Source organism: Pseudomonas izuensis (genome assembly GCF_009861505.1).
Lineage (GTDB): Bacteria > Pseudomonadota > Gammaproteobacteria > Pseudomonadales > Pseudomonadaceae > Aquipseudomonas > Aquipseudomonas izuensis.
The window spans coordinates 200,417-225,543 of record NZ_WTFT01000011.1 but is presented as its reverse complement, the minus strand read 5'-3'; the positions used below and the strand labels follow the sequence as shown (position 1 = coordinate 225,543).

The window sequence follows — 25,127 nt, the reverse complement described above, 5'->3', positions numbered from 1 at the left end:
GATTGTACCGGGCCCTGGTAAAAAAAATCAGCCTTGCGACTAACTCTCGATCAGGCTTTCACGTGCCTCGTAGGCGAGGCGTACCGGGGCGAACGAGCGCCGGTGAATCGGCGTAGGCCCAAGCCGTGCCAACGCTTCCAGATGAACGGGCGTCGGGTAGCCCTTGTGACCGCCGATACCGTAACCCGGATAAATCAACTCGAATGCCGCCATTTCCCGGTCGCGGCTGACCTTGGCCAGAATCGATGCCGCCGCGATGGCGGGAACCTTGCCATCACCTTGCACGACCGCTTCGGCACGCATGGGCAATTTCGGGCAACGGTTGCCATCGATCATCGCCAGTTTCGGCTGGATGTGCAGCCCGGCAACAGCGCGCTGCATGGCGAGCATGGTAGCGTGCAGGATATTCAGCTCGTCGATCTCTTCGACTTCCGCGCGGGCGATGCACCAGCTCAGGGCCTTTTCGCAGATTTCGTCATAGAGCTTTTCGCGACGGGCTTCGGTGAGCTTCTTCGAGTCGTTCAGGCCTAGAATCGGACGGTTTGGATCGAGGATCACTGCCGCAGTCACCACTGCGCCACAGAGCGGACCGCGACCGACTTCGTCGACACCGGCAACCAAATCTTCGACTTCAGCGACCAAGGTGAAATCCAGCCCCATCTGCATGCTTGTTTTACTCATTGTACTTGGCCGACCAGATTCAGTACCGCATCCGCCGCCTGATTGGAGGCATCCAGACGCAAGGTACGGTGGATTTCGTCAAAACCTCGGGTCTGTTCCTGGCCATCCTCGATCAACGGCGACAAGGTCTGGGCCAACGCCTCGACTGTCGCGTCGTCCTGCAGCAACTCGGGCACCAGCAAGCGCTGGGCCAACAGATTTGGCAGGGAAACGTAGGGGCTTTTCACCATGCGTTTCAGAATCCAGAACGTCAGCGGTGCCAGGCGATAGGCGACGACCATTGGCCGCTTGTACAACAAGGCTTCCAGCGTTGCTGTTCCAGACGCGATCAGCACGGCGTCGCATGCAGCCAGGGCCAGATGGGACTTGCCATCGAGCAAAGTCACCGGCAGGTCACGACCGGCCAGCATTTCTTCAAGCTGCATGCGCCGCTCGGGACTGGCGCAAGGCATGACGAACCGCACGCCAGGGCGCATGGCCCGCAGGCGCTGTGCGGTATCGAGAAACAGTGCACCGAGACGACCGACTTCGCCGCCACGACTGCCCGGCATCAGCGCAACCAACGGCCCGTCGGGCAAGCCCAGTTCGGCGCGGGCGGCGGCGCGATCGGCTTCGAGGGGAATCGCATCGGCCAGGGAGTGCCCGACAAAACGCACCGGCACGCCCTTCTCTTCGTAGAATTTCGCTTCGAACGGAAACAGTGTCAGCATCAGGTCGCAACCTTCGCGAATCTTCAGCACTCGCTTCTGCCGCCAGGCCCAGACCGACGGGCTGACGTAATGCACGGTCTTGATCCCGGCCTGACGCAGCTTGAGCTCGATATTGAGGTTGAAGTCCGGGGCATCGATACCGATGAACACATCCGGCTTCGCAGCAATCAGGTCCGCCACCAGTTTCTTGCGGCGTGCCAACAATTCGCGCAATCGACCCAGCACTTCCACCAGGCCCATGACCGACAGGCGTTCCATCGGGAAGTAGGACGCCAGCCCTTCGGCCTGCATCAACGGACCACCGACACCGATGAACTCGACCGCCGGATGGCGGGCCTTGAGCGCGCGCATGAGGCCCGCGCCGAGAATGTCGCCGGAAGCTTCACCCGCCACCAGCGCAATACGCAGATTAGCCATGGTTAGCGGGTAATGCCGCGGGTCGAAGACTGGATGGAGTCACGGAACACCGCGACTTCCGGGAACTGGATCGACGGCTCGGCCAGTTCGGCCAGCGCCTGCTCAACAGTCAGGCCCTGGCGGTAGACCGTTTTATAGGCACGTCGCAAGGCATGGATGGCATCTTCGCTGAAACCGCGACGGCGCATGCCTTCGAAGTTCATGCTGCGGGCCTCGGCCGGGTTACCGAACACCGTGACGTAGGCTGGAACGTCCTTGCCAATGGCGGTCCCCATGCCGGAAAAGCTGTGGGCACCGATGTGGCAATACTGGTGAACCAGGGTAAAACCCGACAGGATGGCCCAGTCTTCCACATGCACATGGCCGGCCAGCGCCGTGTTGTTGACCAGGATGCAGTGGTTACCGATAACACTGTCGTGACCGATGTGCGCGTAGGCCATGATCAGGTTGTGATCGCCCAAGGTCGTTTCCGAACGGTCCTGGATGGTTCCGCGGTGAATCGTCACGCCTTCGCGAATGACATTGTGGTCACCGATCACCAGGCGTGTTTCCTCGCCCTTGTATTTCAGGTCCGGCGTGTCTTCGCCTACCGAGGAAAACTGGTAGATACGGTTGTGCTTACCGATTCGGGTCGGACCTTTGAGAATCACATGCGGCCCGATGACCGTCCCCTCGCCGATTTCCACACCTGCGCCGATGATCGACCACGGGCCGACCTCGACACCTTCAGCCAGGACGGCCGTCGGATCGATGATTGCGCGAGGGTCAATCAAACTCATAGCTTGCGTTCCGCACAGATGATTTCAGCAGAGCAGACCGGCTTGCCGTCGACCGAAGCCTGGCACTCGAACTTCCAGATCTGACGCTTGCAGCTGATGAACTTCGCTTCAAGGATCAACTGATCGCCCGGCAACACCGGCTGGCGGAAGCGCAGCTTGTCGGAACCGACGAAGTAGTAAAGGGTGCCATCGGCCGGTTTCACGTCGAGCATTTTGAAACCAAGGATCCCGGCAGCCTGAGCCATCGCCTCGATGATCAACACGCCCGGCATGATTGGATGCGCGGGAAAGTGACCATTGAAGAACGGTTCGTTGATGCTGACATTCTTGTAGGCGCGAATGCGCTTGCCTTCCACATCCAGATCCACGACCCGGTCCACCAGCAGGAACGGGTAACGGTGAGGCAGGTATTCGCGAATCTCGTTGATGTCCATCATTTCGGGGGGAAGCCTATGTAAAGATTGGGAGCGCGCGACTGACGCGCACTCCGCTAGCAAATCAAGGACGCAGTCTAGCGGCTGTGCACACTTGATATGGAAATGGTATCAGCCATCTGATGAAGCATTACCGCCAGGGGTCACTTCCCCTGCTTGCTTTTCCAGCTGTCGCAACCGCCGCGCGATGTCATCGAGCTGACGGATACGTGCCGCGCTTTTGCGCCACTCGGCTGCCGGCTGCATCGCCGTACCGGAAGAATAGGCGCCCGGCTCGGTGATCGAGTGAGTCACCATGGTCATCCCGGTGATGAAAACGTTGTCGCAAATATCGATATGCCCCACCAGCCCTACGCCACCGGCGAGCATGCAATGCTTGCCGATTTTGGTGCTGCCGGAGATCCCCACGCACGCAGCCATGGCGGTGTGATCACCCACCTGAACGTTGTGGGCGATCTGAATCTGGTTGTCGAGCTTCACACCATTACCAATGATGGTATCGGCCAGCGCGCCTCGGTCGATGGCGGTATTCACACCGATCTCCACGTCATCGCCAACCAATACACCACCGATCTGGGCAATTTTCTGCCAGATACCTTTCTCGTTGGCAAACCCGAAGCCTTCGCCACCGAGCACGGCACCGGACTGAATCACCACCCGTTTGCCGACGCGAACGTCGTGATACAGGGTGACGCGCGGCGCGAGCCAGCCACCTTCGCCGATCACGCTACGGGCACCGATGAAGCAATGCGCGCCGATGGTCGTACCTGCATCAATTCGCGCGCCGCTTTCGATGACCACAAAGGCACCGATGCTCGCCGCCGGATCCACCACCGCGTCCACCGCAATCACCGCCGTCGGATGAATGCCGGCAGCTGCCTTGGGTTTTGGATCGAACAGATGGGAAATACGCGCGTAGGCGGCATACGGATCAGGCACTACCAATGCGTTCCCGGCAAAACCTTCGGCGTCGGCGGCTTTCAGCAACAAGGCTGCAGCCTGGCTGCCTGCCAGATACTTGCGGTATTGGGGGTTTGCAAGAAAGCTCAACTGAGCTGGGCCAGCCTCCTGCAAGGTGGCTAGCCCAGTAATTGCTTTCTCCGGGTCGCCACGAAGAGTGGCACCGAGGAACTCGGCCAATTGGCCGAGCTTAATGGTCGCTGTCATGGATTACTTCAGCTGATTCATGCGCTCGATAACCTGGCGCGTGATGTCGTACTGAGGCTTGACATCAATCACTGCACCACGCTCGAAGACCAGGTCAAAAGCACCTTTCTTGATGACTTCTTCCACAGCGCTGTCCAGTTTCGGCTTGAGCTGCTTCAGCATTTCACGGTCGGCAACGGCTTTGGCTTCGTTCAGCTCCTTGGACTGGAACTGGAAGTCACGGGCCTTTTGCTTGAATTCAAGCTCCAGACGCTCACGTTCGCCTTGCTGCATTTTGTCGCCACCGGCCATCAGGCGATCCTGGATACCCTTGGCGCTGCTCTCCAGAGCCTTGAGCTTGGTCAGTTGAGGACCGAACTTCTTCTCGGCATCCACGGCGTACTTCTTGGCCGCATCGGATTCCAGCAGGGCCATCTGATAGTTCAGAACGGCAATTTTCATGTCGGCAAACGCCGGACCCGCTACCAGCACGGAAGCCAGGAGAACCAATTGAGTCAACTTACGCACGATGCACTCCTACAAAATCCATTGTCGTTATCTTGGGTCAGACGCTTAGAACGTTTGACCGAGGGAGAATTGGAACACTTGAGTCTCGGCATTGCTGTCCGGCTTTTTAACTGGCGCCGCCAGCGCGAAGCTCAACGGACCAAGGGCGGTAACCCAAGTCACACCGACACCTACGGAACTGGCCATATTGCTCAGACTGATGTCGTTACATTGAGTGTTGGACTTCGAGCCATCGGCGTTAGTGCTCTGCTTGCAAGTCGAATCGAACACGTTACCCACGTCCCAGAATACCGAGGTACGCAAGGAACGCTGATCTTTCACGAACGGCAACGGGAACAGAACTTCTACACCACCCTGGATCAGGACGTTACCACCAAACGGCAGTGGGTCCTGGTCCGGATCGACTGCAGTCCCCGGGTTCACGCCCCGGCTCGGAGTACTACGTGGCCCCAGAGTGCTGTCCTTGAAGCCGCGAACCGAGTTGAAACCACCAGCATAGTAGTTTTCATAGAATGGCAAGCCATCAGTGGAACCATAACCATCGCCATAACCCAGCTCGGTGTGCAGGCGCATGGTGTAGTTCTCAGTCAAAGGCTGGAACAATTGACCGCGGTAATCCAGTTTGAAGAACGACAAGTCGCTGCCCGGGGTTGTCGCTTCGGCGGTCAGGCTTTGAGAATGACCACGGGTTGCCAGTACACCTTTGTTCAACGTGGATTCGGACCAACCGGCCGATGCCTTGAAGTTCAGGTACTGATCACCTTCCTTGTTAACGAAGTCGAAGATTTCGTCGACGGTGTAAAGGCCGGTCTTGATCTTGTCTTGTTGCGCGGTCAGACCAAAGGTGAGACGCGAAGTCTCGCTGATCGGGTAACCGACGCTGACGCCCGCTCCCAGGCTGTCTACTGCGTAGCTGGCTACGTTGACATCAAGGTCTTTGTAGTCGGTGGTGCGGTAGAAGGCGTTGTAGCCCAGGCTCACGCCATCAGCAGTCCAGTAGGGGTCGACATAACCGAAGTTATAGCGGCTCTGGTATTGGCTGCGGGTCAAGCCGATGCTGACCTTATTACCGGTACCGAGGAAGTTGTTCTGGGTGATCGAACCACCGAGGATCAGACCCGCACTCTGGGCGAAACCGACGCTGGCGGTAATCGAGCCGGACGCCTGCTCTTCCACGCTGTAGTTGACATCAACCTGATCATCGACGCCCGGTACGGCCGGGGTTTCAACGTTGACTTCCTTGAAGAAGCCCAGGCGCTCAAGACGGGTCTTGGATTGGTCGATCAGGTAGGTCGAAGCCCAACCACCTTCCATCTGACGCATTTCACGACGCAGTACTTCGTCTTCCGACTTGGTGTTGCCACGGAAGTTGATGCGGTTGACGTACGCACGCTTGCCCGGATCGACAGCGAAGGTGATGTCTACGGTGTGATCTTCATCATGAGGCTGTGGCACGCCGTTGACGTTGGCGAAGGTGTAGCCCTCGTTACCCAGACGGCGGGTGATCAGCTCGGAGGTGGTGGTCATCAGCTTGCGCGAGAACACCTGGCCTTTTTGCACCAGAAGCAGGGATTTGACCTGATCTTCAGGGACTTTCAGGTCACCGCTCAGTTTCACGTCACGAACCGTGTACTTGTCACCTTCGTTGATGTTGACGGTGATGTAGACGTGCTTCTTGTCCGGCGTAATGGACACCTGGGTCGATGCAATGTCCATGTTGATATAGCCGCGGTCCAGGTAGTAGGAACGCAGACGCTCCAGGTCACCGGACAGTTTTTCGCGAGCATACTTGTCGTCGTTCTTGAAGAACGAGAGCCAGTTGGTCGTTTTGAGTTCGAACAGGTCGATCAGGTCTTCATCAGGGAAGACCGTGTTGCCCACCACGTTGATGTGCTGGATAGCCGCAACGGTGCCTTCGTTGATGTTGACCTTCAAGCCGACGCGGTTGCGCGGCTGCGGCACCACTTCGGTGTCGACGGTCGCAGAGTAGCGACCCTGGGCGACGTACTGGCGCTGCAGCTCGTTACGGACACCTTCAAGGGTGGCACGCTGGAAGATCTCGCCCTCGGCCAGACCGGATTGCTTGAGGCCTTTCATCAGGTCTTCAGTGGAGATCGCCTTGTTACCTTCGATCTCGATACTGGCAACCGACGGACGCTCGACTACAGTGATGACAAGGACGTTGCCATCGCGGCCCAGCTGGATATCTTGAAAGAAACCGGTTTTGAACAACGCACGAGTGGATTCCACCAGGCGTCGGTCATCCGCCTGTTCACCGACGTTCAACGGCAAAGCACCAAAGACGCTACCCGCGGAGACCCGCTGGAGGCCATTGACGCGAATATCAGAGATAGTGAAGGACTCGGCGTGAACTTCGGCGATCATCAATACGGTGAGAACCGCAGTTAGCAGCAGACGTTTCATGAAGTCCTTTCTTATTCCAACTGGCAATAAACAAACTGCCGCAAAATGCGGCAGATTCGCAATTCAGCGACGTTACAGACGGCCTAGATCATTGACCAGAGCGAGCAACATCACTCCGACCACCAAACTGATACCGATCTGTATCCCCCAACCTTGCACCCGATCCGACAAGGGGCGACCACGCGCCCACTCGATCAGATAAAACAACAAATGCCCCCCATCCAGCACAGGAATGGGCAGCAAATTCAGAACCCCCAAGCTAATACTCAGATAAGCAAGGAAATTCAGGAAATCAGCGATACCCGACTGGGCCGAAGCGCCCGCCACTTTAGCAATGGTTATCGGTCCACTCAAGTTTTTTACCGAGAGCTCGCCGAACAACATTTTCTTCAGTGAATCAAGGGTCAGCAGGCTCATGGTCCAAGTGCGTCGAGCCCCCTCTCCAATCGCAGCCAAAGGCCCATAACTGACCTCCCGAATCATCTCCGGTGGCCAATCAACCGCTTTCACCCCAGCCCCCAGATAACCACTCGGCGCCTTTTTTTCGCCGCGTGTAGCGAGTGTGACCGGTACATCGATTTGAGCACCATCACGCTCGATCCGCAGCATGATTTTGGTATCAGGACGCATACGCACGGTATCGACCACTTGCTGCCAGTCATCCAGCGACTTGCCATCGAGGGCCAGCAGACGGTCGCCCAGCTTCAACCCGGCAGCCTGCGCCGGGCCTTTCGGATCGAGCTCAGCCAGGATCGGCGGCAGTGCCGGACGCCAAGGACGAATACCCAGCGAGTGGATCGGGTCCGGTTCTTCGGCACCCTTGAGCCATTTATCCAGCGTCAGTTCACGGGGCGAATCGACCGTGGAACCTTGTTCGCGGACCAACACCTGCAGGGAGCCACTTTCCCCAAGACGCCGGACCAGTTGCAAATTCACCGCGGCCCAGCCGGAAGTCGGCTCGCCATCGATCGAGATGATCTCCTGGCCCGCGCTCAGGCCTGCCCTGGCGGCCATACTGCCGGACTCCACGGCACCGATGACCGGGCGCACCTGCTCGCTGCCAAGCATGGCCAACACCCAGAAGAACACCATTGCCAACAGGAAGTTGGCGATGGGCCCTGCCGCCACGATTGCAATGCGCTGACGAACGGACTTGCGATTGAAGGAATGCCCAAGCTGATCGACCGGGACTTCGCCCTCGCGCTCATCGAGCATCTTCACGTAGCCGCCCAGGGGGATGGCAGCCACCACGAACTCTGTGCCCTGCTTGTCGTGCCAGCGCAACAGTGGCATGCCGAAGCCCACGGAGAAACGCAGCACCTTGACCCCACAGCGACGCGCGACCCAGAAATGGCCGAACTCGTGGAAGGTAACCAGCACGCCCAATGCCACCAGGGTGCCGACAATCATATAGAGCGCGCTCATCTACTTTCTCCGCATTCCTATCAGGTGCTGCATGGGCCGACGCTTTGCAGCACTTAGCGCCCGTGACGACTCAACCATTGCTCGGCCAGCAGACGGGCTTTCGCATCCGCCGTGAACACCGCATCAAGATCATCGACTGCCACCACAGGCTCGAGATTCAATGTTTCTTCGATGATACTCGCGATTTCCGGGTAACGAACCCGTCCATCGAGAAACGCTGCAACAGCCACCTCATTCGCTGCATTCAGCATCGCTGGCGCGCTGTTACCCGCTTCGGCCGCCTGACGAGCCAGACGCAAGCACGGGAAACGCTCTTCATCCGGGGCCTGGAAGTCGAGGCGGGCGACAGCGAACAGATCCAGCGGCGGAACACCCGAATCGATTCGCTCAGGCCACGCCAGCGCGTTGGCGATTGGCGTGCGCATATCCGGATTGCCCAATTGGGCCAATACCGAGCCGTCGATGTAGTCGACCAGCGAATGAATCACGCTTTGCGGATGAATCACCACTTCAACCTGGGACGGCTTGGCATCGAACAGCCAGCAGGCTTCGATCAACTCAAGCCCTTTATTCATCATGCTGGCCGAATCGACCGAAATCTTGCGCCCCATGGACCAGTTCGGGTGAGCACAGGCTTGCTCGGGCGTAACATGCGCCAGTTCCGCCAAAGGCGTCTGCCGGAACGGACCACCGGAAGCCGTCAACAGGATCCGACGCACACCGACTGCGCTGAGACCACGGGCGAAATCCCGCGGCATGCACTGGAAAATCGCGTTGTGCTCGCTGTCGATCGGCAACAACACCGAACCACTCTTGCGCACGGCCTGCATGAACAACGCACCGGACATGACCAGCGCTTCCTTGTTGGCCAGCAGAATCTTCTTGCCGGCTTCAACCGCCGCCAGCGTCGGACGCAGCCCCGCCGCACCCACAATGGCCGCCATGACCGCATCCACTTCAGGGGCAGCAGCGACCTGGCACAAACCTTCCTCGCCCACCAGCACCCGGGTCGAAAGACCAGCCGCACTCAAGTCATCCTGCAATACACGGGCAGCGCCGACCTCAGGCACAACAGCGAATTGTGGAGCGTGACGCACGCAAAGTGCCAGCAGCTCACGCAAACGCGTGAAACCGCTCAAGGCGAAGACTTGATAACGCTCTGGATGGCGAGCGATGACATCGAGCGTGCTCAAGCCGATCGAGCCGGTTGCCCCCAGAACGGTAATCTGCTGAGGGCGGCTCATGGCGCAGCCATCCACAACAACACGGCAAACACGGGAATCGCCGCGGTCAGACTATCGATCCGGTCCAGCACTCCGCCGTGGCCCGGCAGCAGATTACTGCTGTCCTTGATCCCGGACTGGCGCTTGAACATGCTTTCAGTGAGATCACCCACGACCGAGATAAACACGATCACGGCTGCGCCGATCAGACCCTTGAACAAAACGGCAACGGTCCAGTCACGAACAAACCCGACGATGACAGTAATGATCAGGCTCAGGATCAGACCACCGTAAACACCTTCCCAGCTCTTGCCAGGGCTGACCTGCGGCGCCAGCTTGCGCTTGCCGAAGGCCCGGCCAGAAAAGTAAGCACCGATGTCAGCCCCCCAGACAAGCACCATCACCGCCATGATCAGCCAGTTACCCAAGGGGTGCTGCTTGATCTGAACCAGGCCTTGCCAGGCCGGCAGCAGGATCAAAAGTCCTATCACCAGTTTGCAGGCCGCGCTGGACCATTGCTCGCTGGAGCGCGGGTACGTCAGTACCAGATAGGTCGCGACCCCCCACCAGAGCACCGAAGCGCCCAATACCCAAGGTGCGAGGCCAGGCAGGATATGCATGACAAACAGCATCAACGCGACGACAGCGGCATAGGCCGCCCGCATCGACTGGGCAGTGAAACCCGCCAGGCGCGCCCACTCCCACGCACCAAGGGTCACGACCAGCCCGATGAACAGCGCAAAACCGGACCCCTCGAGCAGGAAAAACCCGCACAAGGCAATCGGCAGCAGGATCAGCGCAGTGATGATTCGTTGTTTAAGCATTAAACCCGGACTCCAGCCTCGACCTGCTCGCTCGTTTTACCGAATCGACGCTGGCGGGATGCGAAATCGGCCAGCGCGTTACGCATGGCGTCGTGTTTGAAGTCCGGCCAGAACAGGTCGGAAAAGTACAACTCGGCATACGCCAGTTGCCACAGCAGGAAGTTACTGATGCGGTGCTCGCCCCCGGTACGGATACACAAATCCGGCAACGGCAGATCGCCGGTGGCCAGGCAGGTCTGCAGCAAGTCAGGGGTGATGTCTTCCGGACGCAAGTGCCCGGCCTGAACTTCCCGCGCCAGCCGCTGGGCAGCCTGCGCGATATCCCACTGGCCGCCGTAGTTGGCAGCGATCTGCAGGACGAAGCGATTGGCGCCGGCAGTCATGGCCTCGGCTTCACGCATCGCAGCCTGAAGCTCCGGATGAAAACGCGACCGGTCGCCAATGATGCGCAAACTGATGTTGTTGTCATTCAGACGCTTGGCCTCGCGGCGCAACGCCCGGAAGAACAGGTCCATCAAGGCGCTGACCTCGTCGGCCGGGCGCTGCCAGTTCTCACTGGAGAATGCGAACAGGGTTAAAACCTCAACCCCGGATTCGGCACACACCTCGATGACCGCGCGAACTGCGTCCACCCCCGCTTTATGCCCGGCGACACCTGGCATAAAGCGTTTTTTCGCCCAGCGATTATTACCATCCATGATGATCGCGACATGGCGCGGCACCGCGGACGGCGCAGTCTGCTTGGTCTTGTCCATTAAAAAACGACCCTTATACGGCCATCAGGTCTTTTTCTTTCTCTGCCAGCTTCGCGTCGATTTCAGCCACGAACTTCTTGGTCAGGTCGTCGATCTCGCCGGTGGCGCGACGCTCTTCGTCTTCACTGATCTCTTTTTCCTTGACCAGATCCTTCAGCGAGCTGTTGGCATCACGACGGATGTTACGCACCGCAACACGGGCGTCTTCCGCGACATCGCGAGCCTGCTTGGTGAAGCCCTTGCGGGTTTCTTCGGTCAGGGCCGGCATGGAGATCAGCAGCAACTCACCCAGGTTGGTCGGGTTGAGGTTCAGACCCGCACTACCGATGGCCTTGTCGACTGCGCCCAGCATGTTGCGCTCGAAGGCAACGACTTGCAGGGTACGGGCGTCTTTGACAGTGATGTTGGCCACTTGCTTGATCGGGGTGTCAGCGCCGTAGTACGGCACCATCACGCCTTCCAGAATGCTTGGGTGCGCCTGACCGGTACGGATGCGACCGAAGTTATGCGACAGAGACTCGACAGACTTCTGCATGCGCTCTTTAGCGTCTTTCTTGATTTCGTTGATCATTGCTGGCCTTCCTCGATCAGTGTCCCTTCAGCGCCGCCATGCACGATATTCAGCAGGGCGCCGGGCTTGTTCATGTTAAATACGCGCAACGGCATCTTGTGGTCGCGGCACAGGCAAATGGCCGTCAGGTCCATCACACCCAGCTTGCGATCCAGTACTTCATCGTAGGTCAGATGATCGAACTTCTCGGCATGCGGGTCTTTGAACGGGTCGGCGGTGTAGACGCCATCGACCTTGGTTGCCTTGAGTACGACATCGGCATCGATTTCGATCGCACGCAGGCAGGCAGCCGAGTCCGTGGTGAAGAACGGGTTGCCGGTACCGGCGGCGAAAATTACCACATCCTTGGAGTTCAGGTGGCGCATGGCCTTGCGCCGATCGTAGTGATCGGTCACGCCAACCATGGAAATGGCCGACATCACGATGGCCGAGATATTGGCACGTTCCAGCGCATCGCGCATGGCCAGGGCGTTCATCACAGTGGCCAACATGCCCATGTGGTCGCCGGTGACCCGATCCATGCCGGCCTTGCTCAGTGCCTCGCCGCGGAACAGGTTGCCGCCACCGATCACCAGACCGACCTGGACACCGATACCGACCAGCTGGCCGACTTCCAGCGCCATGCGATCCAGAACCTTCGGATCGATCCCGAACTCTTCCGAGCCCATCAGGGCCTCGCCGCTAAGTTTGAGTAGAATGCGTTTATAGCGAGCCTGATAACCACTGCCCTGCTGAGCCATTGCGAATCTCTCCTGCGGCGTATTTTAAAAATTCTTTGCGAGCTGTTTACAGCTGGCGTTCACTCTAGCTTGGCGCTGCTTCAGCGCCATCGGAACATGGCTTTGTAAGCCAGTTCCAAAAGGAAACCAATTAAAATTGGCGACCCATCTGAAAAGAGGCTGCGCGCGTGAGCGGGCAGCCTCTTCAGGGCGACAGTTAAAAAACCGTCTTATTGCTTGGCGGCAGCCAGCTGTGCAGCAACTTCTTCAGCGAAGTTGTCCACTGGCTTCTCGATGCCTTCGCCGACTTTGAAGTAGGTGAAGGAAACGATTTCAGCGCCGGCTTTCTTGGCCAGGGCACCTACGGTGAGCTCCGGGTTCATGACGAACGCTTGCTCAACCAGGCTGGCTTCAGCCAGGAACTTGGTGATACGGCCGGCGATCATCTTCTCGACGATTTCAGCTGGCTTGCCTTTCATCTTGTCTTCGTTCAGCTGCAGGAATACAGCCTTCTCGCGCTCGATGGCTTCGGCGGAAACCTGCGATGGCAGCAAGAACTCAGGGTTGCTTGCTGCCACGTGCATGGCGATCTCTTTGGCCAGCTGGACGTCGCCGCCCTTCAGGACAACAGCAACACCGATCTTGTTACCGTGCAGGTAGGTACCCACCACGTCGCCTTCAACGCGAACCAGGCGACGGATGTTGACGTTTTCGCCAACTTTGGCCACCAGGGCTTCACGAGCCGATTCCTGAGCGGCGATCAGCGGAGCTGCGTCGGTCAGTTTTTCGGCGAAGGCTTTTTCTACGCTGGCAGCAACGAAGTTTTTGAAGTCGTCTTGCAGGGCCAGGAAGTCGGTCTGCGAGTTCACTTCCAGCAGTACGGCGGACTTGTCGTCGGCCTTGATGGCGATTGCGCCTTCAGCGGCAACGTTACCGGCTTTCTTGGCTGCCTTGATGGCGCCCGAAGCGCGCATGTCATCAATGGCTTTCTCGATGTCGCCGCCAGCCTTGGTCAAGGCCTTTTTGCAGTCCATCATGCCTTCGCCGGTACGCTCGCGCAGTTCTTTGACCAACGCTGCAGTAATCTCTGCCATTTCAAAATTCCTCTTGGATAGGTTATCAACCATTCCACCCGATCGAACGGGCGTTCAATTCTTCCCGAACCACCCTTGTTAGCTGCCGCACGTTACAGATAGGGCAGTGGGCGCCGACAAATGGTTTTCGAGGTGGCAAAAAGGGGGCCAAGCCCCCTTTTTGCTTACTGAGTCAACGCCAGGGCGTCAATTACTCAGCTGCAGCCTGAGTTTCTTCAGCAGCGAACTCTACAGTACCGCCGGCAACATTGTTGCGACCACGGATAACAGCGTCAGCCATCGAACCCATGTACAGCTGGATAGCGCGGATTGCGTCATCGTTGCCTGGGATGATGTAGTCAACGCCTTCCGGGCTGCTGTTGGTATCGACTACGCCGATGACCGGGATGCCCAGCTTGTTGGCTTCGGTGATCGCGATGCGCTCGTGATCAACGTCGATAACGAACAGAGCGTCTGGCAGACCGCCCATGTCCTTGATACCACCCAGGGAACGATCCAGCTTTTCCAGGTCACGGGAGCGCATCAGCGCTTCTTTCTTGGTCAGCTTGGCGAAAGTACCGTCTTCGGCTTGTACTTCAAGGTCACGCAGACGCTTGATGGAAGCACGGATGGTCTTGAAGTTGGTCAGCATGCCGCCCAACCAGCGGTGATCGACGTACGGCGAACCGCAACGTGCTGCTTCTTCAGCAACGATCTTGCCAGCGGAACGCTTGGTGCCGACGAACAGAATCTTGTTTTTGCCCTGGGCCAGACGCTCTACGAAAGTCAGAGCTTCGTTGAACATTGGCAGGGTTTTTTCAAGGTTGATGATGTGAATCTTGTTACGCGCGCCGAAAATGTACTTGCCCATTTTCGGGTTCCAGTAACGGGTCTGGTGACCGAAGTGCACACCGGCCTTCAGCATATCGCGCATATTGACTTGGGACATGATAGTTCCTTAATAAGTCGGGTTTGGCCTCCACGTATCCCAATGACCAACCAGCAGCATCAGCTGAAGGCACCCAGGTCATCGTGTCGACACGTGTGTGGATTTAGGCTTTTCGGGACATCCCCGGAAAGCGGCGCATTTTATATCACAGGGCAGAAAAAAACGGAACCCGGATTCTGAAATCCGGGCGGGCGCGGCGTTCCACCCCTTGGAATCTGCCCAGAATGCACCATTCTATAGAGAGAAGCGAAGTACAGAAGCGCGGATTTGCGCTGATCGTCTGATAGAATCGCGTTTTTCAGGGCTGCGAAGTTCGATCGCGCAATGCCCTTTCCGTTTGTGAAGCGCCGTCGAGCGCAGAGAGAGCCTGTATGACCGTCACCCTCAAAACCCCCGAGGACATCGCAAAAATGCGCATCGCCGGCAAACTGGCCGCCGATGTGCTGGAAATGATTGCCGAATATGTCAAACCGGGCGTCACCACCGATCAACTGAACCAGATCTGCCACGACTATATCGTCAACGAGCAGAAAGCCATCCCTGCCCCGCTCAATTACAAGGGCTACCCGAAGTCGATTTGCACGTCGATCAACCACGTGGTCTGCCACGGCATCCCGAACGACAAGCCGCTGAAGGATGGCGACACCCTGAACATCGACGTCACCGTCATCAAGGACGGTTACCACGGCGATACCAGCCGCATGTTCCACGTCGGCACCGTGCCGGTCTGGGCCGAGCGCCTGTCGCAGGTGACCCAGGAATGCATGTACAAGGCGATTGAAATCGTCAAACCCGGCTGCCGCCTCGGCGACATTGGTGAAATCATCCAGAAGCATGCCGAAAAGAATGGTTTCTCGGTGGTCCGCGAGTTCTGTGGCCACGGTATCGGTAAAGTCTTCCACGAAGAGCCGCAGATTCTGCATTACGGCCGCGCTGGCACTGGCATGGAACTGAAGGCCGGCATGACCTTTACCATCGAACCGATGATCAACCAGGGCCGCGCCGACACCAAGGTGCTGGGCGACGGCTGGACCGCGATCACCAAGGACCGCAAGCTGTCGGCGCAGTGGGAACACACCCTGCTGGTGACCGAGACCGGTTACGAGATCTTCACCTTGCGCAGCGATGACACCATCCCGCGCATTTCGGCCTGATCCGACCGCACAGCTCCCAGCCTTATATAGGAAAGCCAATCGATGCCGCAGGTGGATCCCGAACTCTTCGACCGCGGCCAGTTCCAGGCTGAACTGGCCCTGAAGGCAAGCCCGATCGCGGCCTTCAAGAAGGCCATCCGCCAGGCCCGCGAAGTGCTCGACGGGCGCTTTCGCAGCGGCCGGGACATTCGCCGGTTGATCGAGGATCGCGCCTGGTTCGTCGATAACATCCTGCAAAAGGCCTGGGATCAGTTCAACTGGAGTGAAGACGCCGATATCGCGCTGGTTGCGGTCGGCGGCTACGGTCGAGGCGAGCTGCACCCCTACTCCGACATCGATCTGCTGATCCTGCTGGACAGTGCCGACCATGAAGTTTTCCGCGATTCCATCGAGCGCTTCCTGACACTGCTGTGGGACATCGGCCTGGAAGTCGGTCAGAGCGTCCGCTCCATCGAGGAATGCGCCGTCGAGGCCCGCGCCGACCTGACGGTGGTCACCAACCTGATGGAAAGCCGCACCATTACCGGTCCGGAGCATCTGCGCCAGCGCATGCTCGATGTCACCAGCACCGCACACATGTGGCCGAGCAAGGACTTTTTCCTGGCCAAGCGCGCCGAGCAGAAGGCCCGTCACCACAAGTACAACGACACCGAATACAACCTGGAACCCAACGTCAAAGGCTCACCGGGCGGCCTGCGGGATATCCAGACGATTCTCTGGGTGGCCCGTCGCGAGTACGGCACCCTCAACCTGCGGGCACTGGCAGGCGAAGGTTTCCTGGTGGAAAGCGAAAACGCCCTGCTGGCTTCTTCCCAGGAGTTCCTGTGGAAGGTGCGTTATGCCCTGCACATGCTCGCCGGGCGCGCCGAAGACCGCCTGCTGTTCGACCACCAGCGCACCATTGCCAAGCTGCTGGGATTCGAAGGCGACGACGCCAAGCAGGCGGTCGAAAACTTCATGCAGCAGTATTACCGGGTAGTAATGAGCATTGCCCAGCTCAGCGACCTGATCATCCAGCACTTCGAAGAAGTGATCCTGGCTCCGGAAGATGCGACGCCACCGCAGCCGATCAATTCGCGATTCCAGCTGCATGACGGTTACATCGAGGCACGCAGCGACAACGTGTTCCGCCGTACGCCGTTCGCCATGCTGGAAATCTTCGTGTTGATGGCCCAGCAGCCGGAAATCAAAGGCGTGCGTGCCGACACCATTCGCCTCCTACGCGAAAACCGCCACCTGATCGACGACGATTTCCGTAACGACATCCGCAACACCAGCCTGTTCATCGAGCTGTTCAAGTGCAAGATCGGCATCCACCGCAACCTGCGCCGGATGAACCGCTACGGCATCCTCGGGCGTTATCTGCCGGAGTTCGGCTTTATCGTCGGGCAGATGCAACACGACCTGTTCCACATCTATACGGTGGATGCGCACACCCTGAACCTGATCAAACACCTGCGCAAATTGCAGTACACCCAGGTATCGGAAAAATTCCCGCTGGCCAGCAAGCTCATGGGCAAGCTGCCCAAACCCGAGCTTATTTACCTGGCTGGCCTGTACCATGACATCGGCAAAGGCCGACATGGCGACCACTCGGAAATCGGTGCCGTGGACGCAGAGGCGTTTGGCCAGCGCCACCAGCTCCCCGTGTGGGACTGCCGACTGATTGTCTGGCTGGTGCAGAACCATCTGCTGATGTCGACCACTGCCCAGCGCAAGGACTTGTCCGACCCGCAGGTGATCCACGATTTTGCGCAGATTGTCGGTGACGAAGTCCACCTCGACTATCTGTACGTGCTGACCGTCGCCGATATCAACGCCACCAACCCGACGCTGTGGAACTCCTGGCGTGCCAGCCTGCTGCGCCAGCTCTACACCGAGACCAAACGGGCATTGCGTCGCGGCCTGGAAAATCCGGTGGACCGCGAAGAGCAGATTCGCCAGACCCAGAGCGCTGCCCTGGACATCCTGGTGCGCGGCGGCACCGATCCGGATGATGTCGAGCAGTTGTGGGCACAGTTGGGCGATGACTATTTCCTGCGTCACACTGCCGGCGACGTCGCCTGGCACACCGAGGCGATCCTCCAGCAACCGGCGGACGGTGGGCCACTGGTGCTCATCAAGGAAACCACGCAACGGGAGTTCGAGGGCGGCACGCAGATCTTTATCTACGCACCGGACCAGCACGACTTCTTCGCCGTGACCGTGGCCGCGATGGACCAGCTCAACCTGAACATCCACGACGCCCGGGTCATCACCTCCAGCAGCCAGTTCACCCTCGACACCTACATCGTGCTCGACACCGACGGCGACTCGATCGGCGATAACCCTGCCCGGGTCAAACAGATTCGCGACGGCCTGACCGAGGCCTTGCGCAACCCGGACGACTACCCGACGATCATCCAGCGCCGGGTGCCGCGCCAGCTCAAGCATTTTGCCTTTGCACCACAGGTGACGATCCATAACGACGCACAGCGACCGGTGACCGTACTGGAACTGACAGCCCCCGACCGCCCTGGCCTGCTGGCGCGGATCGGCACGATTTTCCTGGAGTTCGACCTGTCGCTGCAAAACGCCAAGATCGCCACCCTCGGCGAACGCGTGGAAGACGTGTTCTTCATCACCGACGCTCATAACCAGCCACTGTCCGACCCGCTGCTGTGCAGCCGCTTGCAGGATGCAATCGTCGAACAGCTGAGCGTCAGCCAGGAACCCGATATCAAACTGTCGCGCATCAGTATCTGAATCAACAGCCCGCCCTTTTGTAGGAGCTGGCTTGCCAGCGATGGGCTCACAGCCACCGCGCTTACCCGGCAAGCACGCGTAATCGTTAACGACCATCGCTGGCAAGCCAGCTCCTACAGACCGAACGAGATTTATCGATGAACAACGCTTTGTCCCAGCTCCAGCCCTACCCGTTCGAGAAACTCCGCGCCCTGCTCGGCAGCGTCACACCCAACCCGGACAAGCGCCCTATCGCGCTGTCCATTGGCGAGCCGAAACACCGTTCGCCCACCTTCGTCGCCGAAGCCCTGGCCAGCAATCTCGAAAAAATGGCGGTGTACCCGACCACCCTCGGTATTCCAGAGCTGCGTGAAGCCATTGCCTCCTGGTGTGAACGTCGATTCAACGTTCCGCACGGCTGGATCGACCCGGCGCGCAACGTACTTCCGGTCAACGGCACCCGTGAAGCGCTGTTTGCGTTCACCCAGACCGTGGTCAACCGTGGTGACGACGCGCTGATCGTCAGCCCGAACCCGTTCTATCAAATCTACGAAGGCGCGGCGTTTCTTGCCGGCGCCCAGCCACACTACCTGCCGTGCCTCGACGAAAACGGCTTCAACCCTGACTTCGACGCGGTTTCGCCGGACATCTGGAAACGCTGCCAGATCCTGTTCCTGTGCTCGCCAGGCAACCCGACCGGTGCACTGATCCCGCTCGATACCCTGAAAAAGCTGATCGCCCTGGCCGACGAGTACGACTTCGTGATTGCCGCGGACGAGTGCTACAGCGAACTGTACTTCGACGAACAAACCCCGCCACCCGGCCTGCTCAGCGCCTGCGCGGAACTGGGCCGCAAGGACTTCAAGCGCTGCGTGGTTTTCCACAGCCTGTCCAAGCGTTCCAACCTGCCAGGCCTGCGTTCCGGTTTCGTTGCCGGTGATGCGGACATCCTCAAAGGCTTCCTGCTTTATCGCACCTATCACGGCTGCGCGATGCCGGTCCAGACGCAACTGGCCAGCGTGGCGGCCTGGAACGACGAAGTGCACGTGCGCGCCAACCGGGCGCTGTATCGCGAGAAATTCGACGCCGTACTGGAAATCCTCAGCCCGGTCCTGGATGTCCAACGCCCCGATGGCAGCTTTTATCTGTGGCCGAATGTGGCAGGCGATGATGCAACTTTCTGCCGCGACCTGTTCGAACAGGAGCATGTGACGGTGGTGCCGGGCTCCTACCTGTCGCGGGATGTGGATGGCGTCAACCCGGGTGCCGGGCGTGTACGCATGGCGTTGGTTGCGCCGTTGGCCGAGTGTGTCGAGGCCGCCGAGCGGATTCGCGATTTCATCCAGCGCCGTAAATAAACACGGAACTGTGGGAGCAAGGCTTGCCCGCGATGACGTCCTCGAGATCGCCATCGCGGGCAAGCCTTGCTCCCACAGGTTCCTGCGTTAGGAGAGTTATTTCACCTGACCAAGATTGGCCTCGCTCAAATCCAACTCCCCCAACACCTCACGCAACACGTCATCGCCCACCTGGTGCTGACGGCTGAGGGCGTACAACTCCAGGCGCTGCGCCCGTAGTGCCTTCAAGCGCAACCGCCGCTCCAGCAGATCCATCTGAAACGCCAGGGCCTGGGCTTCGGCGGAGTCGTTGAACACCTCCAGTTGATGCCGATACTCGGACATGATCCGCGCCTTGAGTTCGACCGCCAGCGCCGCCTGAGCGGCGTCCTGTGGATTGACCTCTTCGGTTTCCAGCGCATGGATGGCCGCTTTGGCAGTCTTGCGCCAGGCATCGCGCACTTCATTTCGACGCTTGTCGTCCGGACTTCTCTCGATGCCGCGCAGCAGCAACGGCAAGGCAATGCACGCGGCAATCAACGACAGCAGAATCACCCCAGCGGCGATGAAGATCAGCAGGTCGCGCTCGGGAAATGCGCTATCCCCCATGAGCATCGGCACCGACATCACACCCGCCAGGGTGACCGCGCCTCGTACGCCTCCAACGGTCAGCAGCCAACAGGAACGCGCGTTCGGCACCTGGGTGATCTCATCCCTCCCGCGCCAGCGCCGCAATACAATGGACAGGCGCCAGGTGCTTTGCACCCAGACAAACCGCAAGACCAGCAACACCAGAAAAATCGCCACCACTTCGAGGCAGCGATAAAGCAGGGTCGGCCACAACGAAGGTTCATGACTGGCCACGGCCTTGATGATGTCGGGCAATTGCAGGCCCAACAGCAGGAAGATCAGGCCATTGAAGGCGAACTCCAGCAATGACCAGACGCTGCGATTGAGCAGGCGGGTGTTGGTCTGACGCGGCAGCAGATCAAGCCAGCTCTGCATCATCCCCGCCGCCACCGCCGACAGAATGCCCGACACCCCCACCCGTTCGGCCAGCACGTAAGCGGCAAACGGCAGTAACAGCATGAACACCACGTGCGTGGCCGGATCATCCCAACCCCGGGCAATCATCCACGCCCGCAGCCGACCGACCAGCCAGCTCAACGCCACACCGGTGGCCAGGCCGCCGACCGCCACCCACACGAAGGTGACACTGGCGTTGGCCAACGAAAACACACCGGTCACTGCCGCCACCAGGGCAAACTTGAACGTCACCAGGCCCGAGGCATCGTTCATCAACGCCTCGCCCTGCAGCATGTGCATCAGCGGGGTGGGCAGACGGTTCTGGGAGATCGCCGAAACCGCCACGGCGTCCGTGGGTGACAACACCGCTGCCAGGGCAAACGCCACCGGCAGCGGGATACCTGGCAATAACCAGTGAATGAAATACCCGGCGCCAACCACGGTGAACAGCACCAACCCCACCGCCAGCGTCAGGATCGGCCCGCGCAAGCGCCAGAATTCCCGTTTTGGCATGCGCCAGCCATCGGAAAACAACAGCGGCGGCAGGAACAGAAACAGAAACAACTCGGGATCGAGGGCCACATGCAGACCGAGTGTCGGCCAGGCGAGCAAGGCACCCGCGGCGATTTGCACCAAGGGTAGAGGCAGCGGGATCACCCGTCCGATCAGGCGCGAAATGCCGACCAGCATGAGCATGATCAGGACGGTGTAAGCGGTTTGCATAAAGCGGCGTTCCCGGACAATCGACAGCGTTGAAGTGCCATATTAGCCGCTTAGACTGATGATGGCCCTTGCACCTATGTCGCACTCAACCCCCTGTGGGAGCGAGCCTGCTCGCGAAGGCGGACTGACATTCAGCATCTTTGTTGGCTGACACACCGCTTTCGCGAGCAGGCTCGCTCCCACAGGGACAGGCACAGGTTTTATGCCATGGCATAGATACAAACCCGACCACAGCCGCCGCGAAACCGTCCGGTCATGGCATAATCCGACACCTTTTTTCTCCAGCACCTGTAAAGGGGGCGATTCCTTGACCGTTTCAAGCAAAACGTTGCACCTTTTCGGCATCAAAGCCTGCGACACCATGAAAAAGGCGCGCACCTGGCTCGATGAACACGCTGTCAGCTATGACTTTCATGATTACAAAGCGGTCGGTATCGACCGTGAACACCTGACCCAGTGGTGCAATGAGCACGGTTGGGAAGTAGTGTTGAACCGTGCAGGCACGACCTTTCGCAAGCTCGACGACGAACGCAAAGCCGATCTCGACCAGTCGAAAGCCATCGAATTGATGCTCGCCCAACCTTCGATGATCAAGCGCCCGGTGCTCGATCTCGGTGACCGAACCCTGATTGGCTTCAAGCCTGATAGCTACGCGGCAGCTCTGAAGTAAGCGGCCCGTTTCAATTTTTTAGAGGTATCAACATGTCCACTACCCTGTTCAGCCTGGCCTTCGGTGTCGGCACTCAAAACCGTCAAGGCGCATGGCTGGAAGTGTTCTACGCGCAGCCATTGCTCAACCCGTCCGCCGAACTGGTCGCGGCCATCGCACCGATTCTGGGCTACAGCGAAGGCAACCAGGCTATCGCCTTCACCACCGCTCAAGCCTCGCAACTGGCTGAAGCGGTCAAGGGCGTCGATGCAGCCCAGGCTGCCCTGTTGACCCGCCTGGCCGAAAGCCACAAGCCGCTGGTCGCCACACTGCTGGCCGAAGATGCCCAGCTGTCGTCGACCCCTGAGGCTTACCTCAAGCTGCACCTGCTGTCCCATCGCCTGGTCAAACCGCACGGCCTGAACCTGGCCGGCATCTTCCCGTTGCTGCCGAACGTGGCCTGGACCAGCCAGGGGGCCATCGATCTGTCCGAACTGGCCGAGCATCAACTCGAAGCCCGCCTGCGCGGCGAGCTGCTGGAAGTATTCTCGGTGGACAAGTTCCCGAAAATGACCGACTACGTGGTTCCGGCCGGCGTGCGTATCGCTGATGCGGCACGTTTGCGCCTGGGCGCCTACGTGGGCGAAGGTACCACCGTGATGCACGAAGGTTTCATCAACTTCAACGCCGGTACCGAAGGCCCGGGCATGATCGAAGGCCGCGTATCCGCAGGCGTATTCGTCGGCAAGGGTTCGGACCTGGGCGGCGGTTGCTCGACCATGGGCACCCTGTCGGGTGGCGGCAACATCGTGATCAAGGTTGGCGAAGGCTGCCTGATCGGCGCCAACGCCGGTATCGGTATCCCGTTGGGCGACCGCAACACCGTTGAGTCGGGCTTGTACGTCACCGCCGGTACCAAAGTGGCGTTGCTGGACGAGAAAAACCAACTGGTCAAAGTCGTGAAGGCTCGTGAGCTGGCCGGCCAGACCGACCTGCTGTTCCGCCGCAATTCGGAGACCGGTGCCGTGGAATGCAAAACCCACAAATCGGCCATCGAACTGAACGAAGCGCTGCACGCTCACAACTAAGCAGAGCGTCATAGACATTCTGTGGGAGCATGGCTTACCCGCGATGCTTTTGGCGGCCTCATGGGCCCCATCGCGAGCAAGCTTTGCTCCCACAGAAGTGCTGTGTACACCCGCCCATGTTCACCAGGGCCCTTAAACATGATGATTCCCTCTCCCTGGCGCACCGATTTCCCGGCCATCGCCGCCCTGCAACGGCAAGACCAGACCTATCTGGACAACGCCGCCACCACGCAAAAACCTCAAGCCCTGCTCGATGCCCTGGCGCATTACTACGCCAACGGCGCGGCCAACGTGCACCGGGCGCAACACCTGCCCGGCGCCCACGCCACCCAGGCGTTCGAGGACAGCCGCCGCAAAGCCGCGCAATGGCTCAATGCCGGTGACAGCGGGCAGATTATCTTCACCCACGGCGCGACGTCTGCGCTGAACCTCCTGGCCTACGGCCTGGAGCACCTATTCCAACCGGGCGATGAAGTTGTCATCAGCGCCCTGGAACACCACGCCAATCTGCTGCCGTGGCAGCAACTGGCGCATCGCCGTGAACTGAAACTGGTGATCCTGCCATTGGATGCCGATGGCGTGATCGACCTTGAAGCCGCCACCCAATTGATTGGCTCACGCACCCGCCTGCTGGCGGTCAGCCAGTTGTCCAACGTGATCGGCGCCTGGCAACCACTGCCTGCACTGCTGGCGATGGCCAAGGCGCACGACGCACTGACAGTCATCGACGGCGCCCAGGGTGTGGTCCATGGCCGCCACGACGTGCAGGCACTGGGTTGCGACTTCTATGTGTTTTCCAGCCACAAACTCTACGGCCCCGATGGCCTGGGCGTGCTATTCGGGCGCAATGAAGCGCTGCAACAGTTGCGCCCCTGGCAGTTCGGTGGCGAGATGGTGCTGGATGCCAACTACCACGACGCCCGCTTTCGCCCGGCACCGCTGGGGTTCGAGGCGGGTACGCCGCCGATCGCCAGTGTGATAGGCCTGGGGGCAACCCTGGATTATCTCGCCGGACTCGATCAGGACGCCGTGTCTGCCCATGAGGCGGCGTTGCATGACTACCTGCTCAAGGGGCTTGAATCGCGCAACGGCATCCGGCTGCTGGGCAAGCCGCAAGTGGCGCTGGCCAGTTTTACCGTCGAAGGTGTGCATAACTCGGACCTGGCGCATTTGCTGACCGAACAAGGGATCGCGGTGCGCGCCGGCCATCACTGCGCCATGCCGTTGCTCAAAAGCTATGAACTGGCCGGGGCGATTCGGGTTTCGCTGGCGCTGTACAACGATTCCGAAGATCTGGAACGGTTCTTTGAAGCGCTGGACCAGGCGCTGGAGTTACTGCGATGAACTTGCCTGCCGAGGCCGTGACAGCGCTGGAAGCCTTTCAGAATGCACCTGGCTGGGAGCAACGGGCACGCCTGCTGATGCAGTGGGGCGAACGCCTGCCCGCGTTGAGCGATGTGGATATGTGCGATGCCAACCGGGTGCACGGTTGTGAAAGCCAGGTGTGGCTGGTGGGCGAATTGCAGGATGGGCACTGGCGATTCAAGGCCAACAGCGACGCGCGGTTGATTCGCGGGCTGGTGGCGTTGCTGCTGGCGCGGGTCAACGGGTTGTCCGTGGCGGAGTTGCAGCAGGTGGACCTGGCGGACTGGTTCAATCAGTTGGGGCTGGGTCGCCAGTTATCCCAGTCGCGTAGCAATGGCCTCAACGCGGTACTGCAACGCATGCGCGAACTGGCCCTGTAGGAGCCGGCTTGCTGGCGATCCAG

General features: G+C 59.4%; 23 protein-coding genes. 7 read left to right on the top strand and 16 right to left on the bottom strand.

Going from position 1 to position 25,127, the window contains the following annotated elements:
* Positions 1-39 precede the first annotated feature (39 nt).
* From rnhB to rpsB, 15 genes are all read right to left on the bottom strand, one after another.
* Positions 40-666, bottom strand: a complete 627-nt coding sequence (gene rnhB, locus GPL81_RS11455; protein WP_096513158.1) for a ribonuclease HII — start codon at positions 664-666, stop codon at positions 40-42.
* A gap of 11 nt (positions 667-677) precedes the next feature.
* Positions 678-1,808, bottom strand: coding sequence for a lipid-A-disaccharide synthase (gene lpxB / locus GPL81_RS11450; RefSeq protein WP_160106808.1), 1,131 nt, complete (start codon positions 1,806-1,808; stop codon positions 678-680).
* 2 nt (positions 1,809-1,810) lie between these two features.
* Positions 1,811-2,587, bottom strand: a complete 777-nt coding sequence (gene lpxA, locus GPL81_RS11445; RefSeq protein ID WP_096513160.1) for an acyl-ACP--UDP-N-acetylglucosamine O-acyltransferase — start codon at positions 2,585-2,587, stop codon at positions 1,811-1,813.
* A complete protein-coding gene (gene fabZ, locus GPL81_RS11440) occupies positions 2,584-3,024 on the bottom strand; it encodes a 3-hydroxyacyl-ACP dehydratase FabZ (protein ID WP_007940511.1) in 441 nt (146 codons plus the stop codon). Before fabZ ends, lpxA begins: the two co-directional genes overlap by 4 nt.
* Before the next feature lie 108 nt (positions 3,025-3,132).
* Complete coding sequence (gene lpxD, locus GPL81_RS11435; protein ID WP_160106807.1) at positions 3,133-4,188, bottom strand: UDP-3-O-(3-hydroxymyristoyl)glucosamine N-acyltransferase; 1,056 nt, start codon at positions 4,186-4,188, stop codon at positions 3,133-3,135.
* A gap of 3 nt (positions 4,189-4,191) precedes the next feature.
* Positions 4,192-4,695 carry an OmpH/Skp family outer membrane protein gene (locus GPL81_RS11430; protein WP_096513162.1) on the bottom strand — a complete coding sequence of 168 codons (504 nt, stop codon included), beginning with the start codon at positions 4,693-4,695 and terminating at the stop codon, positions 4,192-4,194.
* 45 nt (positions 4,696-4,740) lie between these two features.
* Positions 4,741-7,119 carry an outer membrane protein assembly factor BamA gene (bamA, locus tag GPL81_RS11425; protein WP_160106806.1) on the bottom strand — a complete coding sequence of 793 codons (2,379 nt, stop codon included), beginning with the start codon at positions 7,117-7,119 and terminating at the stop codon, positions 4,741-4,743.
* Positions 7,120-7,191: 72 nt separating this feature from the next.
* Positions 7,192-8,544, bottom strand: a complete 1,353-nt coding sequence (gene rseP, locus GPL81_RS11420; protein ID WP_160106805.1) for a sigma E protease regulator RseP — start codon at positions 8,542-8,544, stop codon at positions 7,192-7,194.
* Between the two features lie 53 nt (positions 8,545-8,597).
* The gene (gene ispC, locus GPL81_RS11415) at positions 8,598-9,788 is read right to left on the bottom strand and encodes a 1-deoxy-D-xylulose-5-phosphate reductoisomerase (protein WP_160106804.1); all 1,191 of its coding nucleotides are present in this window, start codon (positions 9,786-9,788) and stop codon (positions 8,598-8,600) included.
* On the bottom strand, positions 9,785-10,591 hold the full coding sequence (locus GPL81_RS11410) for a phosphatidate cytidylyltransferase (RefSeq protein WP_160106803.1): 807 nt from the start codon (positions 10,589-10,591) through the stop codon (positions 9,785-9,787). Before GPL81_RS11410 ends, ispC begins: the two co-directional genes overlap by 4 nt.
* Positions 10,591-11,346, bottom strand: a complete 756-nt coding sequence (gene uppS / locus GPL81_RS11405; protein WP_160106802.1) for a polyprenyl diphosphate synthase — start codon at positions 11,344-11,346, stop codon at positions 10,591-10,593. The genes GPL81_RS11410 and uppS overlap by 1 nt, the downstream gene beginning before the upstream one ends.
* 13 nt (positions 11,347-11,359) lie before the next feature.
* On the bottom strand, positions 11,360-11,917 hold the full coding sequence (gene frr, locus GPL81_RS11400; protein WP_160106801.1) for a ribosome recycling factor: 558 nt from the start codon (positions 11,915-11,917) through the stop codon (positions 11,360-11,362).
* Positions 11,914-12,657, bottom strand: coding sequence for a UMP kinase (pyrH, locus tag GPL81_RS11395; RefSeq protein ID WP_003222124.1), 744 nt, complete (start codon positions 12,655-12,657; stop codon positions 11,914-11,916). Before pyrH ends, frr begins: the two co-directional genes overlap by 4 nt.
* 209 nt (positions 12,658-12,866) lie before the next feature.
* Positions 12,867-13,730: a translation elongation factor Ts gene (tsf, locus tag GPL81_RS11390; RefSeq protein WP_008019553.1), complete on the bottom strand. Its 864-nt coding sequence runs from the start codon at positions 13,728-13,730 to the stop codon at positions 12,867-12,869.
* A gap of 190 nt (positions 13,731-13,920) precedes the next feature.
* Entirely contained in the window at positions 13,921-14,658 is a 738-nt protein-coding gene (rpsB, locus tag GPL81_RS11385; protein ID WP_003222119.1) for a 30S ribosomal protein S2, read from the bottom strand.
* Positions 14,659-15,029: 371 nt separating this feature from the next.
* On the opposite strand from rpsB, the gene map reads away from it, so the two are divergent.
* The 3 genes from map (at position 15,030) to dapC (ending at position 19,894) form a co-directional block, all read left to right on the top strand.
* Positions 15,030-15,812, top strand: a complete 783-nt coding sequence (gene map, locus GPL81_RS11380) for a type I methionyl aminopeptidase (RefSeq protein WP_096513169.1) — start codon at positions 15,030-15,032, stop codon at positions 15,810-15,812.
* A 42-nt stretch (positions 15,813-15,854) separates the two neighbouring features.
* A complete protein-coding gene (locus GPL81_RS11375) occupies positions 15,855-18,557 on the top strand; it encodes a [protein-PII] uridylyltransferase (protein WP_160106800.1) in 2,703 nt (900 codons plus the stop codon).
* Positions 18,558-18,694: 137 nt separating this feature from the next.
* Complete coding sequence (gene dapC / locus GPL81_RS11370) at positions 18,695-19,894, top strand: succinyldiaminopimelate transaminase (protein ID WP_160106799.1); 1,200 nt, start codon at positions 18,695-18,697, stop codon at positions 19,892-19,894.
* A gap of 96 nt (positions 19,895-19,990) precedes the next feature.
* Here dapC and GPL81_RS11365 read toward each other — a convergent pair whose 3' ends face one another.
* Positions 19,991-21,622, bottom strand: coding sequence for a Na+/H+ antiporter (locus GPL81_RS11365; RefSeq protein ID WP_160106798.1), 1,632 nt, complete (start codon positions 21,620-21,622; stop codon positions 19,991-19,993).
* 307 nt (positions 21,623-21,929) lie between these two features.
* On the opposite strand from GPL81_RS11365, the gene GPL81_RS11360 reads away from it, so the two are divergent.
* From GPL81_RS11360 to GPL81_RS11345, 4 genes are all read left to right on the top strand, one after another.
* A complete protein-coding gene (locus GPL81_RS11360; protein WP_096513173.1) occupies positions 21,930-22,292 on the top strand; it encodes an ArsC family reductase in 363 nt (120 codons plus the stop codon).
* A 32-nt stretch (positions 22,293-22,324) separates the two neighbouring features.
* Complete coding sequence (gene dapD, locus GPL81_RS11355) at positions 22,325-23,359, top strand: 2,3,4,5-tetrahydropyridine-2,6-dicarboxylate N-succinyltransferase (RefSeq protein WP_110966643.1); 1,035 nt, start codon at positions 22,325-22,327, stop codon at positions 23,357-23,359.
* Between the two features lie 138 nt (positions 23,360-23,497).
* Complete coding sequence (locus GPL81_RS11350; RefSeq protein WP_160106797.1) at positions 23,498-24,703, top strand: aminotransferase class V-fold PLP-dependent enzyme; 1,206 nt, start codon at positions 23,498-23,500, stop codon at positions 24,701-24,703.
* On the top strand, positions 24,700-25,104 hold the full coding sequence (locus tag GPL81_RS11345; RefSeq protein ID WP_160106796.1) for a SufE family protein: 405 nt from the start codon (positions 24,700-24,702) through the stop codon (positions 25,102-25,104). Before GPL81_RS11350 ends, GPL81_RS11345 begins: the two co-directional genes overlap by 4 nt.
* Positions 25,105-25,127 lie beyond the last annotated feature (23 nt).